Source organism: Nevskia sp. (assembly GCF_023266035.1).
Classification (GTDB): domain Bacteria; phylum Pseudomonadota; class Gammaproteobacteria; order Nevskiales; family Nevskiaceae; genus Nevskia.
The window spans coordinates 1-14,322 of the sequence record NZ_JAHFRY010000119.1 but is presented as its reverse complement, the minus strand read 5'-3'; the positions used below and the strand labels follow the sequence as shown (position 1 = coordinate 14,322).

At 61.3% G+C, this 14,322-nt stretch carries 25 protein-coding genes; 7 read left to right on the top strand and 18 right to left on the bottom strand.

The window, feature by feature from the left end:
- From Q0D45_RS16760 to Q0D45_RS21685, 10 genes are all read right to left on the bottom strand, one after another.
- Positions 1 to 242, bottom strand: a 242-nt coding sequence (locus Q0D45_RS16760) for a helix-turn-helix domain-containing protein (protein ID WP_293395332.1), incomplete at its 3' end; no start/stop codon positions are given.
- A gap of 211 nt (positions 243 to 453) precedes the next feature.
- The gene (locus Q0D45_RS16755) at positions 454 to 648 is read right to left on the bottom strand and encodes a hypothetical protein (protein WP_293395329.1); all 195 of its coding nucleotides are present in this window, start codon (positions 646 to 648) and stop codon (positions 454 to 456) included.
- Complete coding sequence (locus tag Q0D45_RS16750) at positions 645 to 887, bottom strand: hypothetical protein (protein WP_293395326.1); 243 nt, start codon at positions 885 to 887, stop codon at positions 645 to 647. The genes Q0D45_RS16755 and Q0D45_RS16750 overlap by 4 nt, the downstream gene beginning before the upstream one ends.
- Positions 884 to 1,114 (bottom strand): hypothetical protein, encoded by a 231-nt coding sequence (locus Q0D45_RS16745; RefSeq protein ID WP_293395323.1) that lies wholly within the window; start codon positions 1,112 to 1,114, stop codon positions 884 to 886. The genes Q0D45_RS16750 and Q0D45_RS16745 overlap by 4 nt, the downstream gene beginning before the upstream one ends.
- Before the next feature lie 132 nt (positions 1,115 to 1,246).
- A complete protein-coding gene (locus Q0D45_RS16740; protein ID WP_293395320.1) occupies positions 1,247 to 2,218 on the bottom strand; it encodes a hypothetical protein in 972 nt (323 codons plus the stop codon).
- Complete coding sequence (locus tag Q0D45_RS16735; RefSeq protein WP_293395317.1) at positions 2,211 to 2,459, bottom strand: hypothetical protein; 249 nt, start codon at positions 2,457 to 2,459, stop codon at positions 2,211 to 2,213. Before Q0D45_RS16735 ends, Q0D45_RS16740 begins: the two co-directional genes overlap by 8 nt.
- Entirely contained in the window at positions 2,456 to 2,785 is a 330-nt protein-coding gene (locus tag Q0D45_RS16730; protein WP_293395314.1) for a hypothetical protein, read from the bottom strand. The genes Q0D45_RS16735 and Q0D45_RS16730 overlap by 4 nt, the downstream gene beginning before the upstream one ends.
- On the bottom strand, positions 2,782 to 3,147 hold the full coding sequence (locus tag Q0D45_RS16725; RefSeq protein WP_293395311.1) for a hypothetical protein: 366 nt from the start codon (positions 3,145 to 3,147) through the stop codon (positions 2,782 to 2,784). Before Q0D45_RS16725 ends, Q0D45_RS16730 begins: the two co-directional genes overlap by 4 nt.
- A complete protein-coding gene (locus Q0D45_RS16720; protein ID WP_293395308.1) occupies positions 3,144 to 3,284 on the bottom strand; it encodes a hypothetical protein in 141 nt (46 codons plus the stop codon). The genes Q0D45_RS16725 and Q0D45_RS16720 overlap by 4 nt, the downstream gene beginning before the upstream one ends.
- 111 nt (positions 3,285 to 3,395) lie before the next feature.
- Entirely contained in the window at positions 3,396 to 3,557 is a 162-nt protein-coding gene (locus Q0D45_RS21685) for an Arc family DNA-binding protein (protein ID WP_366946486.1), read from the bottom strand.
- A 93-nt stretch (positions 3,558 to 3,650) separates the two neighbouring features.
- Here Q0D45_RS21685 and Q0D45_RS16715 point away from each other — a divergent pair, with 93 nt between their 5' ends.
- Complete coding sequence (locus tag Q0D45_RS16715) at positions 3,651 to 3,971, top strand: Arc family DNA-binding protein (protein WP_293395305.1); 321 nt, start codon at positions 3,651 to 3,653, stop codon at positions 3,969 to 3,971.
- A 2-nt stretch (positions 3,972 to 3,973) separates the two neighbouring features.
- A complete protein-coding gene (locus Q0D45_RS16710; RefSeq protein WP_293395302.1) occupies positions 3,974 to 4,168 on the top strand; it encodes a hypothetical protein in 195 nt (64 codons plus the stop codon).
- 172 nt (positions 4,169 to 4,340) lie between these two features.
- Here the strand turns inward: Q0D45_RS16710 and Q0D45_RS16705 are convergent, their stop codons facing one another.
- The 3 genes from Q0D45_RS16705 to Q0D45_RS16695 are packed head-to-tail and all read right to left on the bottom strand — an operon-like array spanning position 4,341 to position 5,990.
- Positions 4,341 to 4,517 carry a hypothetical protein gene (locus tag Q0D45_RS16705; RefSeq protein ID WP_293395299.1) on the bottom strand — a complete coding sequence of 59 codons (177 nt, stop codon included), beginning with the start codon at positions 4,515 to 4,517 and terminating at the stop codon, positions 4,341 to 4,343.
- A 16-nt stretch (positions 4,518 to 4,533) separates the two neighbouring features.
- Positions 4,534 to 4,776: a hypothetical protein gene (locus tag Q0D45_RS16700; RefSeq protein ID WP_293395296.1), complete on the bottom strand. Its 243-nt coding sequence runs from the start codon at positions 4,774 to 4,776 to the stop codon at positions 4,534 to 4,536.
- The gene (locus Q0D45_RS16695; RefSeq protein ID WP_293395294.1) at positions 4,776 to 5,990 is read right to left on the bottom strand and encodes a site-specific integrase; all 1,215 of its coding nucleotides are present in this window, start codon (positions 5,988 to 5,990) and stop codon (positions 4,776 to 4,778) included. Before Q0D45_RS16695 ends, Q0D45_RS16700 begins: the two co-directional genes overlap by 1 nt.
- 495 nt (positions 5,991 to 6,485) lie before the next feature.
- Here Q0D45_RS16695 and gloA point away from each other — a divergent pair, with 495 nt between their 5' ends.
- Complete coding sequence (gene gloA, locus Q0D45_RS16690) at positions 6,486 to 7,025, top strand: lactoylglutathione lyase (protein ID WP_293395290.1); 540 nt, start codon at positions 6,486 to 6,488, stop codon at positions 7,023 to 7,025.
- 60 nt (positions 7,026 to 7,085) lie between these two features.
- Here gloA and Q0D45_RS16685 read toward each other — a convergent pair whose 3' ends face one another.
- Entirely contained in the window at positions 7,086 to 7,553 is a 468-nt protein-coding gene (locus tag Q0D45_RS16685) for a 2,4'-dihydroxyacetophenone dioxygenase family protein (RefSeq protein WP_293395287.1), read from the bottom strand.
- A gap of 238 nt (positions 7,554 to 7,791) precedes the next feature.
- Here Q0D45_RS16685 and Q0D45_RS16680 point away from each other — a divergent pair, with 238 nt between their 5' ends.
- Entirely contained in the window at positions 7,792 to 8,763 is a 972-nt protein-coding gene (locus tag Q0D45_RS16680) for a helix-turn-helix domain-containing protein (protein WP_293395284.1), read from the top strand.
- Positions 8,764 to 8,832: 69 nt separating this feature from the next.
- On the opposite strand, the gene Q0D45_RS16675 is transcribed toward Q0D45_RS16680, so the two are convergent.
- The 4 genes from Q0D45_RS16675 to Q0D45_RS16660 form a co-directional block, all read right to left on the bottom strand.
- A complete protein-coding gene (locus tag Q0D45_RS16675; protein WP_293395335.1) occupies positions 8,833 to 9,063 on the bottom strand; it encodes an SDR family oxidoreductase in 231 nt (76 codons plus the stop codon).
- 46 nt (positions 9,064 to 9,109) lie between these two features.
- Positions 9,110 to 9,715, bottom strand: a complete 606-nt coding sequence (locus Q0D45_RS16670; protein ID WP_293395281.1) for a YceI family protein — start codon at positions 9,713 to 9,715, stop codon at positions 9,110 to 9,112.
- Positions 9,716 to 9,779: 64 nt separating this feature from the next.
- The gene (locus tag Q0D45_RS16665) at positions 9,780 to 10,340 is read right to left on the bottom strand and encodes a YceI family protein (RefSeq protein ID WP_293395277.1); all 561 of its coding nucleotides are present in this window, start codon (positions 10,338 to 10,340) and stop codon (positions 9,780 to 9,782) included.
- 28 nt (positions 10,341 to 10,368) lie between these two features.
- A complete protein-coding gene (locus Q0D45_RS16660) occupies positions 10,369 to 10,911 on the bottom strand; it encodes a cytochrome b (RefSeq protein ID WP_293395274.1) in 543 nt (180 codons plus the stop codon).
- A gap of 119 nt (positions 10,912 to 11,030) precedes the next feature.
- Between Q0D45_RS16660 and Q0D45_RS16655 the strand changes: the two genes are divergently transcribed.
- The 3 genes from Q0D45_RS16655 to Q0D45_RS16645 form a co-directional block, all read left to right on the top strand.
- Positions 11,031 to 11,633 carry a TetR family transcriptional regulator gene (locus Q0D45_RS16655; RefSeq protein WP_293395271.1) on the top strand — a complete coding sequence of 201 codons (603 nt, stop codon included), beginning with the start codon at positions 11,031 to 11,033 and terminating at the stop codon, positions 11,631 to 11,633.
- 103 nt (positions 11,634 to 11,736) lie between these two features.
- Positions 11,737 to 12,879 carry an efflux RND transporter periplasmic adaptor subunit gene (locus Q0D45_RS16650; RefSeq protein WP_293395268.1) on the top strand — a complete coding sequence of 381 codons (1,143 nt, stop codon included), beginning with the start codon at positions 11,737 to 11,739 and terminating at the stop codon, positions 12,877 to 12,879.
- A gap of 5 nt (positions 12,880 to 12,884) precedes the next feature.
- Positions 12,885 to 14,322, top strand: a 1,438-nt coding sequence (locus Q0D45_RS16645) for an efflux RND transporter permease subunit (protein WP_293395265.1), incomplete at its 3' end; no start/stop codon positions are given.

The following is a 14,322-nucleotide window of genomic DNA, read 5'->3' as shown; positions in this document are numbered from 1 at the left end:
GTAAGGTGGTAGTGAGTCGAGTGTCCTTGGCGGAAGATTCGAGCCAAGAACCGGAGTGTTTCCAGATCGCGGAGCGCCGCCTGCACGGCCCGCTCGCTTAGGCAGGTGCGATTCGATAGGGTCGAGACCGATGGCCAGCAAACGCCGGAGTCGTTGGCCTGGTCGGCAAGCGAGATCGCCACGGCCTTCTGCGCCGAGCTCATGCGCAGCGGCCAGACCTTGCCCATGATCAGAGTGCTCATGCTGCGTACATCTCCGCCGGCGTCTGCTTCGGTGGCAGCGGCCCAAGTGCCAAGGGATCGGCAGTAGCGATCTCCAGGCGGGCTCTGGCGCGGCCGCAGGCGTGCGCTGCGGCCAAGAGGGCTACGGCTGCTGAGGGTCCGAGCCCAAGTGCTGCCACAGCGTCGCGTAGGGCCTGATTCGCGCGGTCGTATTCGACGTGAAGTTCGACCGTCATGGCAGCGGCCCCATGCGTGCGGCGATCCCCTCGAGCGTTGTCTTGGAGTACGCACGGCCCATGTTGTGCGCGTAAGCGTTGGCAATTCGATACAGATCGAACTGAGCTTTCAAGGGCAGGCCGGCAGCTGTAAGAGCTTTGCGCAGCGCTGCGCGGCTGGCCTTGACCTCCGGCGAAGTCGGGGGGGTCATGATTCTGTACTCCGCGCCTCAGCGGAGGGCTCCTGAGCGGCGGCTGCCGAGGTGATTGCTCGCATCCAATCGGCGTGGCGAACGCTGCTCATAGCCTCGCCATAGTTCAGCGCGGCGCGGGAGAGGAGATCTCGCTCCCTGGCATCCAGCTGCAGGTGATCGAAGACGTCCTGCAGGCTCTTGGTTGCTCCCATCAGCAGCCTGGCGGACTCACGCTCAAACTGGTCAAGCGAGTTCATGCAGCGGCCTTGGCAAGCATCTGCCGAAGGTCACCTACACGCCACCGGCTGGCGCCGCCGATGCGGATCGGGGCGGGCAGCGTGCCTGCCTTGACGTGTGCCCAGCACGTCCCCTTGTTGAGGCTGAGAAGACCGGCGACGACTGTCACCGGTACCAGTCCCGAATCGGGCAGCTGATCGAACTTAGTCAGCTGCTCTTGATGCCTGTGCTGCCGCTTCGTTTCCATCCGTCACTCCGACTTTGAATGTGTCGGAATGGATTATTTATTTCTGTTTTAAAATGTTCTACGGCATCATGCGTCGCATGATGATCACAATGCCGCATGATGCACATCATGCGACGCATTGTGTTCTCAGGATTAGGTTGAGTTCAAAGTTTTTATCCAATCTCGAACCCTTCTCTCAATGTATACGCCGCTCTTCAGCTTGCTTACCTTGCTCAGCATGTCCTGGGCAAAGGCCGGCACACCCGAGTAGTTGGCAGGATTTTTCTGCCATTGCTCAAAGCATGATCGGATCATTTGCCAATCATCTCGGGTTGGATCGGCTGCCCAACGCTGATTCGCCATTTCTTGAAAGTTTGCCACTGCTCCTTTTCTTCCAATCTCGCGTGCCACTATTTCACGGCCGCTGAGCTGCGCACATTGGGTTGCAAAAGACAGATAGAGCGATCCCATGGCAGTGCAAGCTACTCCGCCGTTGCTCCCGGACATGACGTATCCAAGGGCTTCGTCGAATTCTTTCAGAGCCTGCACTGCGAGGTAGGGGACAAACAACTCTAAGTGATCTTCACTTGGATCTTTCGCCTGCAGATACAAAAGGACAAATAGTTCGCGATTCTTGCGTACACCATCTGCTGATTGCTCGCGATACAAATCGTCTGGTCTTTTCGAGCTGTAGGCTTCGAGAGTTTCCGCCCAATCAATCTCCGAATCGTCGAAATCCGCACGCGTTTTTAAATTAAGCAATCCGGCCGCGATACGGCACTGTAGCCATAAACCGCGTTGGTCCCCTCGTTTTCCCGGATCGTCGCTCAGTTCAAAAACGACCGAGCCGTCTGGGCCGAAGAAGACACCCTGGGTGTCTCGAATGAACGTCTCGAATGGATCAAAAGCCATCCAGCCTTCGGAATGTCTTGCAGGCCTCTCTACCATCACGCACCTCAGCGTGGCCTCCGAAAAGATGCCACACCAGGCCGGGAAGGTGACCGGCTTTTCGCCCCGTCGGGCTAGGTGCGGCAGTTGCAGCGACTGCATTGTGAACGAAGTCCTGCGGCGGCCGGCGCGCCTGCTGCCAAGGCGCTCAGCAGCAGGTTTGCCGGAGTCAGCCATGGGCTTCGAGGTAGGTCAGTGCCAAGGCGAATTCGCAGATCGTGTCGGGGCTTCCGGTGTCGAGAGCGGCGAGATCACCGAGATCAGCACCGCCGTATGCTCTCCGGAATTCGGCTTCGTTGAGAAGCCTTTGGATCTCGCCATAGGAATCGAGCCCGATCAGCAGGGCTTTGCGAATCGCCTTGACCTCGGTTCGCGAAAGCTGAAGCATGCCGGCCGGCGCCACCGCTGCCCCGCTCACGCTGCACCTCGCGCGTGCAGAAGGCCGGCAGACAGCAGCTCGGCGTGTGCCGTTTCGTTCATCGCTGCCGCAAGGGCGAGGGTGTACCTCACGCACCGCAGCGCGCTGACCGGAAATCTATCGTCTTCGGACTTTTCGGCCGTGAGTTCTTGCAATGCCTCTTCGGCGCTGTAGAGGAACATTTGGGCGTACTCCAGGCATCCGTTAACTTCGACCCCCTGCGGGATACATAGATCGAAGTTGCCGATCGTGACTGCACGGTCTTTCGAGGTCAGCAGCATTTCCCGCTGCGACGTTTGGGCACGCTTCGGTTGGGCTTGACTCATGACTTTTCTCCCTGCTGCAAGGCGGGGTCTACTTCGCCCGCCAACAGGCCCCTCGACGCGGCCTGACTGATCCCATTGACGAGGTTGAGCATGTGGCTCATTCCCCAGATGACCTCCTGATCCACCTCGAGGAAGCTCCCGGTGCGTTCCCGGACGAGCTCGGCGAGCGTTCGCGATACCTGGCTCGTGAACATGTTCACGTCTTCAAGGCAATCGCAGATATCCGTTCCAGCCTTGATGCAGAGCTCGACGTTGCCGACGGGGAACAGGTGGTCTATCTGCGTGACCGGTGCTTGATTCATCCGGTTCTTCGGAATTGCCCGATCGCCGGCTTTGAACAGCCCCTCTGCAGGGCGGTTCATGCGCTCACCTGCGCCAGCCGGCGCTGCAGGGTGCGGAAGCGGAAGAACTCGCCGCAGGGGTGCACTGCGGATGCCGTGGTGCTGACCTTGCGCCGCGGCTTGCGCTTCGATGCGCCGCTGCGCGTGATTGACGTCACAACAGCCACTGGCTGCCGATCAAAGCCCTTCTGAACCGTGTTAGATTTCATGCGTGGTTACCTCCGAAAGTTGGTGCCGCCGCCCCGCCATCCCTTCCTGCCGCCAAGCGATCAGGGATGTGCGGGGTTCTTCGTTTCTGAAGCCTTTGCCCGGCGAAGCAGCGAGACAAGCTCGCCGTTCTGACTTCTTTGATTGCGTTCTGCCGAGTCCTTCAGCCAACTCAGCAGGTCTGGAGGCAGCCTCACCTTCAGCTGCGGATCACTTCGTTTCATGTCCTCTCCGAATAGAACCACCGTGGTTCCTTTGCGCCTAATAAACCACGGTGGTTCATTGTTGTCAAAACCACGGTGGTCCACAATTGGGGCATGTCTAGAGAAGACCCCCAGTTCAAGCTGCGAATGACCGAAGCGCTTCGGGATCGCATTGCCGAGTCCGCAAAGGCGAATGGCCGATCCATGAACGCGGAATTGATCGCGCGTCTCGAGATGTCGTTCGACATCGAAACTGAGCACGCCTTGTCGAATCGAATCGAGACCAAGTTCGAGTCCCTCATGCAGGTCTTCGAACGGGTGATCGCAAGCGATCCCAAGTTTGCGATGCAGATGGCGGTTGCAGTGAATCCCGAGGCTTACCGGAAAGCCAGCTCAAATGGCCGCACCAAGATCTCCAAGAAGCGGGCACTTTGAACATGCTGCTCATGAAGGCTGATCGTTTCTTCCTTCGGTATTTCGAAGAGGGCAGCCGGCCCTCAGCTGGCACCCGCGCTCGCTGGCTTCAGACCAAGGTGGTGCCGTCTAAGAAGGTCGGCGGACAGTGGTTTGTCGACGTACATGCCTGGCTGGCCGACGGCAACGCGCTTGTCGAAATGGTTCTTGCTGGCTGAAGGTATGGGCCGTCTGCTTAGCGTTGAAGCTCTTCGAAGCGTGATTTCGCATCCGCGGTGATGGACGGCGCGATGGGTAGCGCCGTTGCTCGCGTCTAAGTCTTTGATCGAAAGGAAGCGATGGCGGAGTCAATAGGAGCCAAACCAGGCGCCCCGTGAATCTGCCCGGCTGTCAGAGCTTGGCCAGCTCTCGATCGAGTTCCGCTCGGACTGCATCGCGATCCGCTTCCGGATGTAGCTCGAGGAAGTAGTCGACTGCAGCTTCCTCGTCGAAGTCGTCGGTCATGCGCGATCCCACGACGTACAGGTCAAGCACGCTGTAGTTCACGCGGTGGTCGGCGCTGGTCATGGCTTGAGATCTCGATTCAGGCGAGCACTACGCGCTCGCCATTTCGATGACAGGTGGCGCAGATCAGATTCTTGGTGCCGCCTGAAGGGCGACCGTTCTTGAACATCACGCCGATCTTGGTCTCGATGACTTCACGGCCGCCGCAGCGGTGGCACTGGATCATCGAGGCAGGCTTCGGCAGAGCCTTGATGCGGTTGCGCACCTTCTGAGCCGGCGTGTCCGGTGGCTTCGTTCCTTGGATGACGTACAGCTTGGCCATCAGGCCACCCTCCCGAAGTTGCCGACGATGACCTTGCGATCGCTCCGCACCGTGTCCATGTAGCCGGCCCAAGATTCCATCATCTTCTGGCGCTTCACAAACAGGTCGCCGCGCCTGTAGGCAGCCTCGACCTTGTCCGAGACCGTGTGCGCCAGCGCCATCTCGGCGACCTCGTTCGGGAAGTTGGTCTGTTCGGCCGCCCAGTCGCGAAAGGTCGACCGGAATCCATGCACCGTCGCGTCGACCTTCAGACGCCGAAGCACAGCCGAAAGGGTCATGTCCGAGAGCATGCCGCTCGTGCGGCCTGGGAACAGCAGATCCGCGTCGAGCTCCGGCAGGGCATCCAGGAGCGCTATGGCTTGCTCAGAGAGCGGAACCCGGTGCTCGCGGCCAGCCTTCATCCTGCCGGCCGGAATTGTCCACAACCGGCCCTCGCGATCGATCTCGGAGCGTCGGGCGCCGCGGACCTCTCCGGATCGCGCCGCGGTCAGGATGGCGAACTCAAGGGCACGCGCGCCTAGCCCCTCGACGTCCCGCAGCCGCTTCATGAACGCGCCGAGCTGCACATAGGGCAGGGCGGCGTGATGCTTCGCCTTCCTGACCTTCGAAGGCTTCGCCAGGAGCTTGTCGAGACGGCCGCGCCAGCGCGCCGGGTTCTCGCCGGTCCGGTACTCGCGAACGGTGGCCCAGTCGAGGATGCTTTCGACGCGGCCGCGCAGCCTGGTCGCTGTCTCTGTCTTGGTGCTCCAGATCGGCTCCAGGATCCGCAAGACCATGGCCTGGTCGACCGCGCCCACATCGACGGCGCCGATGACGGGCGATGCATAGGCTTCGAGCGTGTTGCGCCATTGGTCGATGTGCTTCGAGTTACTCCAGCTCGGCGCGTGCGCGGCGATGTAAGCCTTCGCGCAGGCATCGAAGGTCATGGTCCGGGCTTGCTGCGCCGCCAGCCGTGCGCGCTCTCCGCGCTTCTCCTCGATGGGGTCGATACCCCGCTTGATGCGATCGCGTGCCTCTCTGGCAGCTGTCTTCGCATCAGCGAGGGTCACAGCGGGGTAACCCCCGAGGCCATGATCGCGGCGCTTGCCGCCGACCATCACGCGGAGCACCCAGCTCCGGCTGGTTGCCGAATGCACCTGCAGGGCGAGGCCAGGCACCTCGCCAACGAAGTGCATGCCCGGTTCGACAAGCCGCTTCACGTCGAGAGCGGTCAAGGCCTTGGTTTTCCTACCCATCAGCGTACCCATCAAGAAAAGGACGATTGGGACTCGTCAATTCCGACAGTTGTAGACGGTAATCAGGCCTAGAGCAATGGTTTGGCGAGGATTTATGCGATCAAAGCCGATTCCGGACGACACGTAATAGGCGGACGCTCTCTCCGCCACACAAATGAAAAAGCCCCTTGAATGGGGCTTTTTCATTTGTGCGACGTGAACGCAGAGAGCGGGATTCGAAGCGGCGGAAGCCGCCGGGGGTTGAATTAAGGACGAGAGAGATGGAACGTCGGGTTCTTGTTTGCGCGAAACGGCAACACGCCGTGCTTGATCTCGCGAATCAATGCGAATCGATTCGCTGCATCTGCAAGTTCCAGACTGCGCCCGTTGCACTGCAAGCCGCACGGCCTTGCGTTGCTGGCAGTACGTTCGCGGCAGTGCTTCGATGAAGTAGGGTGTTTGTCCCCATAAAACTTTCTCGAACATGGATTGCATATGACGACTCATACAACCACTCAAGCGGCCCCGGCCGTCACCCAGGACTTCATCCTCAGCCAGACGATGCTGCGCATTCGCGATCCCGAGAAATCGATCGCGTTCTATCGCGATGTTCTGGGGATGACGCTGTTGGATCGTTTCGATTTTCCCGACATGAAGTTCAGCCTGTACTTCATCGGCTATCTGCGAGCGGAAGACGGCCCGCTGCCGGAAGATCGGCTGGCCCGCGCTGTATTCACGTTCCGGCAGAAAGGTGCGATCGAATTGACCCACAACTGGGGCACGGAATCGGATGACGGCTTCGCGGGCTATCACAATGGCAACAGTGAGCCGCGCGGCTTTGGACACATCGGCATCACCGTGCCGGATGTGGATGCTGCCTGCGATCATTTCAGCGCCAACGGCGTCGAGTTCGTGAAGCGTCCGAACGATGGAAAGATGAAAGGATTGGCTTTCATCAAGGATCCGGATGGTTACTGGATCGAGGTGCTGTCTGCCGAGAACTCGGCTCGCCTCGTCACCCACACGGCGGGTTGATCGAGGAAGGCGCAGCGCAGTGCGGCGATGCGCCTTCCTGTTGGTACATCGGTTCTTGCCTCAGGCCGCTTTCTTGATCCCGGCCTGGGACTCCAGGAACGCGTGCCATGCGCCCTGCGCCTCTTTCCAGCCCACGGCCACGATCGGATTGCCTTCCGGCGTGACGAACAGCAGAGGGCCGAGGAAAGTCATGAAGAACTCGCTGTCGACCGGAAAGCTGGTCTGGTCGTGACGGGCGCCTGAGGATTCGTAACCGTAGCCCGGCGCAACGGCCGTATCGCCACCATTCGCCTTGCCGCCGCGAACGTCCATAAGCCCCTTGGTCAGCAGGTACTCGCCCGGCCCCTGGTGGACATGGGCGTTGAAGGACGATCCCTTCGGGCAGTCGAAAATCGCGGTCCAGGCACCCATCTCGGGAGATACGTGCAGCAATTTCCAGCGTATTCCGCCTGTCGACAAGACATCGGGGAACGGTGCCCAGGGCTGGGCGTCGATCTGCACATACTCTTCGGGCGTCTGGCTTTTCATGATGGCTCCTCTGGCTGGTCCGATTGCTGCTGCCGTGCGACATAGCCAATCAGGTCGACAGGGCTGCTGAAGGATAGGCAGCGACTGGAGGTGGCTCGTTGCCACGGGTGCCATTCCGTGTGCGTTTCCGTGCAAGCGGAAACCACGAGTTCTTACGAACGACACTGATGACGGTACAGTGGAAGTCACGAGCAGGACGCCGCATGAACGGTGCCGCTCGCTGGAGGAGGAAAGCACAATGACTGCCAGCGCAACGGAGTGGTCTACGGCGGCTCACCCACGGCGAGACTCTTACGAGGAGTGGGAAAGCAAGCTGCAGCAGGTCTATGGCGCCTTCCGGTTCGACGGCAAGCCCAGCGACGCGTTTGCGGCAAGCATCAGACACCGCGTCGTTTCCGGCTTCCAGGTGGTGGATTGCCGATGCGATCCCTGCGGCGCGACGCGTACCGGATCCGAGATGTCTCTGGATACGCGCGAGGTGCTGGGCATCCAGCTGGTCCTGCAGGGACGCGAACATATCTCCTTCGAGAACGAGCAGATCGTGCTGACGCCCGGAGACCTGCTGATCTGGGATACCACCCGGCCAATGCGGTTTCAGGTGATGGAGAGTCTGCACAAGGTTTCGGTGCTGCTGCCGCTGGCGCGTCTGCAGAGCTGGCTACCCCGGAGTTGGCACTCGATACGGCACAAGCTCGACAAGGATTCGAACGCCGCCAAGCTGATGGCGTCATACGTTTGTTCGGTGTCGCCGATGTTCATGAGCGGTGCCTTCAGCCAGAGCGATGGCCTGACCGAATCGGCGATCGGCTTGCTGGTCACCGCGCTCGAGGAGCCTCAGCTAGCGATCTCGACCTCGCTGCGCGAAGTCCAGATGGAGCAGGTTCGTGGCTACATCGAGGCCCATCTCGAAGATCCGGAACTCTCGCCGGCCACCATTGCCAATGGCACCCGAATTTCCGTTCGCTATCTGCACTGGCTGTTCAAGAGCACAGGCACGACGGCGTTCCAGTATGTCGTGCACAAGCGCTTGCTTCGCTGTCGCCTCGATCTGGAGAATCCCCGGATGCAGGGCCGGAAGATCATCGACATCGCCTATTCCGCAGGCTTCCAAAATGCCACGCACTTTGCACGTCGATTCCGGGACGAATTCGGCATGAGCCCCAAGGATTACCGCGACTCGCGGCTCGAGATCGCTGCCAATCTCGGATAGGCGCTCGCCAAAAAAAGCCGCCTGCCCCTGGCTTCTGCGTTCAGCGCGAACGCACAAGCCGAGCGTCGCTCACACCGAATAGCGGCACAGTGTTTCTCCACCATCCAGGCGAATCAGATCGCCATGGATGTAGCTGGACTCTTCCGAGGCCAGGAACACGGCCAGGTCGGCGACGTCTTTGGCTTCGCCCCAGCGATCGAGCGGAATGCTGTCGATGAAGAACTTGTCGAAATCCTGATCGTCGACGAGCACGCGGGTCAGTGCGGTCTTGGCAGGCGCCGTGGTTTTTGGTCTGCGGATGCCGCTCCTTCTCCAGATCAGAAGGAGCGGAACATCGAATGCTCGCTTAGCCGGCAGGGCCTGCTGCTTCGTCCTTCAAGGCTTCGACCTGGATTTCCAGGGTCACCTTGCCGTCCGGAATCGCCTTGCCGACGCCGTAGCTGACGCCGAAATCGGTGCGATCGATCGTGGCGCTGGCATCGGCGCCGCAGACTTCGCGCTTGTAGAACGGATGCGGAATGCACTTGAACTGGTTGACCGTCAGACGCACCGGCTTGGTCACGCCGTGCAGGGTCAGGTCGCCGTCGACGGCAGTCAGGGTGTCACCGGTGAAGGTCAGCTTGGTCGACTTGTAGGTGGCCGTCGGATACTTGGCGACATCGAAGAAGTCTTCCTTCTTGGCGTGCTCGTTCATCTTGTCGAGGCCGAAGTCGATCGAGGTCATGTCCATCAGGATTTCGATCGAACCGGTCTTGGCCGCCCGATCGAGCACCACCGCACCGCTGTTCTTGTCGATCTTGCCGCGCCAGAACGAGATGCCGCCGATGTGCGCGGCCTTGAAGCTCGGATAGGTGTGGCTGGAATCGATCGTGTAGCTCTCGGGCGCAGCGAGCGCGGCACCGCAGGCGAGCAGCAGGGCGGCGGGAAGCAGCGTGTTCTTGAGGTTCAGCATGTTGGGGGCTCCTTGTCAGTCTTGACTTCGAAAACAGCTTGCGGCGAATCGGTGATGCGGGATATCAGCCTGCGGCGGGCACGGCGATGCGGAAGCGGATCTTCACCGTGTCTTCGACGGTGTCATCCCAGCTGGCACTGCCGATCGCGAAGGCCTTGCGGGAGATCGACACGGTGCCGCTGTACGTGGTCAAGCCGCCTTCGGTCTTGGCGGTGACCGGCACTTTCAGCTCGATGGTCTTGCCCTTCAGGCTGAGTTTGCCGCTGGCTTCGAAGTTGCCCGGCGTGGTCGGTTTCAGGCCGCTGGCTACGAAGCTCGCTTTGGGAAACTTCGCGGTGTCGAACCACTCCGGCTTGCGGACTTCGGCGTTGTAATCGTCATCGCCGATATCGAAGCTCGCGGTATCGATATCGAAATGGGCGCGTGCCTCGGCCGGCTTGGCGGGATCGAGATCGACGCCGCCGCTGAACTTCTTGAACGGCGCGTTGACCGGCACGCTCATTTGGGTGAACTCGGCGCTGATCGAGCTTTTGGCCGCGTCGATGGCGCGTTCAGCGGCGAAAGCGGCAGGTGCGGAGATCAGGCTCGCCAGCGCGAGGGTGGCGGCTACGGATCGGAGGTGCATGGGGCGATCGGGTCTCGATTGGTAATGTTCAGCGGGACGGCAGCATGCGGCGCAGCGTGCCGTCCCGATCGATCAGATGATGCTTGAGTGCAGCGGCAGCGTGCACTGTGACCAACGCGGCCATCGTCCAGTTCAGTAACTCATGGACTTGTTTCAGCGCCGTCGCCAGTTCCTTGTCCTTGGCCACCAAGTCCGGCAGGCGCAGCGCCTTGATGCCGAGATAGACCACCGGATAGCCCGAAGCCGAGCTGTATAGCCAGCCACTGAGCGGAATCGCCAGGATCAGCACATACAGCGCGAGGTGCGTGTAGTGCGCGGCACGTAGCTGCCAAAGGGGCTGGCCGGGCAGCGGCGCCGGCACCGGATGGCGCAGGCGCCAGCCGATGCGGATCAGCGCCAGTGCCAGCACTGTGATGCCGCTCCATTTGTGCCAGGAATACAGCTTGAGCTTGTCCGGGCTTAAGCGCAGCCCGGTCATGTACAGGCCGACTGCGAAGCCGCCGATGATCATCAGCGCCATCAACCAGTGCAGCGCAATCGCGGGGCGGGTGTAGGCGTTGTTGGCGGACATGGCGAAAAACTCGAGGATGGTGACACCGTAACGCGCTGCGTCGCGCATTGCTACCGCCTATTGCGACAGAGGGAATATCCCTTGTTGACGTATGACTGACGGTTTTCGATACTCGTCACATGAGAAGCGCTGCCATTACCCAGCCCGACATCCGGGACCGCATCCTGACCGAGGCCGAACGTCTGTTCCGGGCCTTCGGTTATTCCAAGACCACCGTCGCCGATGTCGCCCAGGCCTGCGAGATGTCGCCGGCCAACGTCTATCGCTTCTTCGAGAGCAAGGCGGCGATCAACGAAGCGATCACCGAAGTGGTGCTCGCGCGGATGGAAGCGATGTCGCTCGGTATCGCCCGCGAAACGCGCCCGGCGGCGGATCGTCTGAAGCGCCTGATCATGGAAGGTCATCGCTTCGCCTGCGAGCAATACCTCAATGAATCCAAGGTTCACGAGATCGTCATCAAGGCGATGGACGAACAGTGGAGCGTCATCGACGCGCACATCGAACGGATCCGCGCCTGCTTCCGTCTGGTCATCGAAGACGGCGTGCGCAGCGGCGAGTTCGTGGCCGAGCACGTCGAGGAAAGCTGCCAGTGCGTGTTCAACGCGGTGATTCCGTTCTGCCATCCGCAGATCGTCGCTGAACGTTTTTCGCAGGATCGCGGCCGCCAAGCGGCGCTGATGGCCGAGTTTCTGGTCGCCTCGCTCCTACTCAGACCGAAGTGACTCGACGGTCGCACATGTCAATTTCCAATAACGAATAACAGCGTTTCATCAACGACCCGCTTCGGGCCGGAACGAATCGCTGACCGCGCTGCAGGGAGCGAGCATGACCGTCACCGAGCACCAGTCCGGCGTGCTGCGAACGCTGAAATCTGTTCCTGTTTTCACTCGCCTGATCGCCTTGTTGCTGTTGTCGGCCTGCAGCAAGCCGCCAGTCGTAGTCGAGGAAGTGCGCTCGGTGCGCACCATCGTCGCAGCGCCGGGTGCGATCGACGCTCGCAATATCTACGCGGGTGAAGTGCGGCCGCGTTACGAATCGAACCTCGGTTTCCGGGTGACCGGCAAGATCGATCAGCGCAAGGTCAACGTTGGCGATCGGGTCAAGAAGGGTCAGTTGCTGCTGCAACTCGATCCCGCCGATCTGGCGCTCAATGAGGCTTCCAGCCAGGCCACCGTCGCTGCCCAGGAAGCGCAGTTCGCGGTCGAGAAAGCCGACCTCGGACGCTATCGCAAGCTGCTCGATACCGGCTTCATCAGCGCCGCGGAGTTCGATCGTCAGCAGACCCGTTTTGCCGCCGCTGAAGCTCAACTCGCGTCGGTAAAGGCGCAGGCCCGGGTCAGCGGCAACCAGACCGGCTACGCGCAGCTGCATGCCGATGCCGATGGCGTGATCACCGCGATCGATGCCGAAGTCGGGCAGGTGGTCGCGGCGGGCCAGACCATCGTCCGGCTGGCGCGGGCCGGCACCATGGAAATCGCGGCCAACGTGCCCGAGCAGGGGCTGGGGATGCTGAAGCCCGGTGCACTGGTGACGGTGATGCTGTGGACCGTCGACGGCCGTGATTTCCCTGGCCGCATTCGCGAGCTGGCGTCGTCCGCTGATCCGGCGACGCGCACCTATGCGCTGCGGGTGACGGTGGATGTGCCGCCGCCGGAGATGCAGCTCGGCATGACTGCGAGCATCCGTATTCCTGGTCCGAAGCTGGCATCGTTGATCCACGTGCCGCTGACCGCCTATACCGAGCAGAAGAGTGTGCACGGCGTCTGGGTATTCGATGAAGCAAGCAGTGAGGTGCACTTTCGGCCGGTGCGGCTCAGCGGCTTCGATGGCAACAGCGCCTTGATCGCCGAAGGACTGGCACCGGGCGAGCGCGTGGTCACCGCTGGCGCGCCGCTGCTGCGCGAAGGCCAGAAGGTGCGCCTGATGCCTGATGCGACGCCGCCGGTGGCTCCAGACGCCGCAGGCTGAATGCCATGAATCAGCCAGAAGCTGCGTCGGGAAAAGGGGAAGGCGGCTTCAATCTGTCGCGCTGGGCGATCGAGCATGCCTCGTTCACCCGCTTCATCGTGGTGCTGCTGATGATCAGCGGCGTGTTCGCCTATCTGAACCTCGGCCAGAAGGAAGATCCCGAGTTCACCTTCCGGATCATGGTCGTGCGCGCCTACTGGCCGGGCGCCACCGCGGCCGAGATGGAGCAGCAGGTCACCGATCGCATCGAGGAGAAGCTCGAGGAAACGCCGTGGCTGGATCGTACGCAGAGCTATTCCAAGCCCGGCGAAACCCAGGTCTTCGTGTTCCTGCGCGAGGACACACCGCCGAAGGACGTGCGCAATGTCTGGTACCAGGTACGCAAGAAGGTCGGCGATGTTCAGGGCCAGTTGCCGCAAGGCGTGCAGGGGCCGTTCTTCAACGATGAGTTCGGCGATACCTACATCGCCATGTACGCCTTCCATGCCGAAGGCTTCACCTATACCGAGCTGAAGGATTACGTCGACACCGCGCGCAAGGTGTTCGGCGCGGTGAAAGGTGTCGAGAAGGTCGATCTGCTTGGCGAGCAGCAGCCGAAGATCTTCGTCGAGTTCTCGTACCGCAAGTTCGCCCAGCTCGGCATCAGCTTCCCGCAGCTGGCCGAAGCCCTGAAAGGGCAGAACATCGTCGTGCCCGCCGGTCAGCTGAACACCGAGGAGCGGGCGCTGTTCATTCGCGTCGACGGCGCTTACGACGATCTGGCGGCGATCGAGGACACCCGCTTCCGGGTCGGCAGCTCGACGTTCCGGCTGGGCGATTTCGCCAAGGTCTATCGCGGTTACGAGGACCCGCCGCGGATGAAGATCCGCCATCGCGGCAAGGAAACCATCGCCCTCGGCATCGTGATGGAGAAGGACAGCAATGTGCTGAAGGTTGGCGAGCAGCTCGACAGCACCCTGGCGCGGCTGCGCAGCAGCTTCCCGGTCGGCATCGAGGTCAATCAGGTCACCGATCAGCCGAAGGTAGTCAGGAGCGCCGTCGGTGAATTCGTGCAGTCGCTGGCCGAGGCCGTGGTCATCGTGCTGGTGGTCAGCTTTTTCAGCCTCGGCCTGCGCACCGGCATGGTCGTGGCGCTGACCATTCCGTTCGTGCTCGGCGTCACTTTCCTGGCCATGGACTGGGCCGGCATCCAGTTGCAGAAGATTTCCCTCGGCGCGCTGGTGCTGGCGCTCGGGCTGCTGGTCGACGACGCCATCATCGCCGTCGAAATGATGGCGCGGAAGCTCGAAGAGGGCTACGACAAGCTGAAAGCGGCCTCGTTCGCCTACACCTCCACCGCCTTCCCGATGCTGACCGGCACCCTGATCACCGCCGCCGGGTTCCTGCCGGTGGGCTTCGCGAAATCGGCGGCCGGCGAATACACCTTCTCGATCTTCGCGGTGG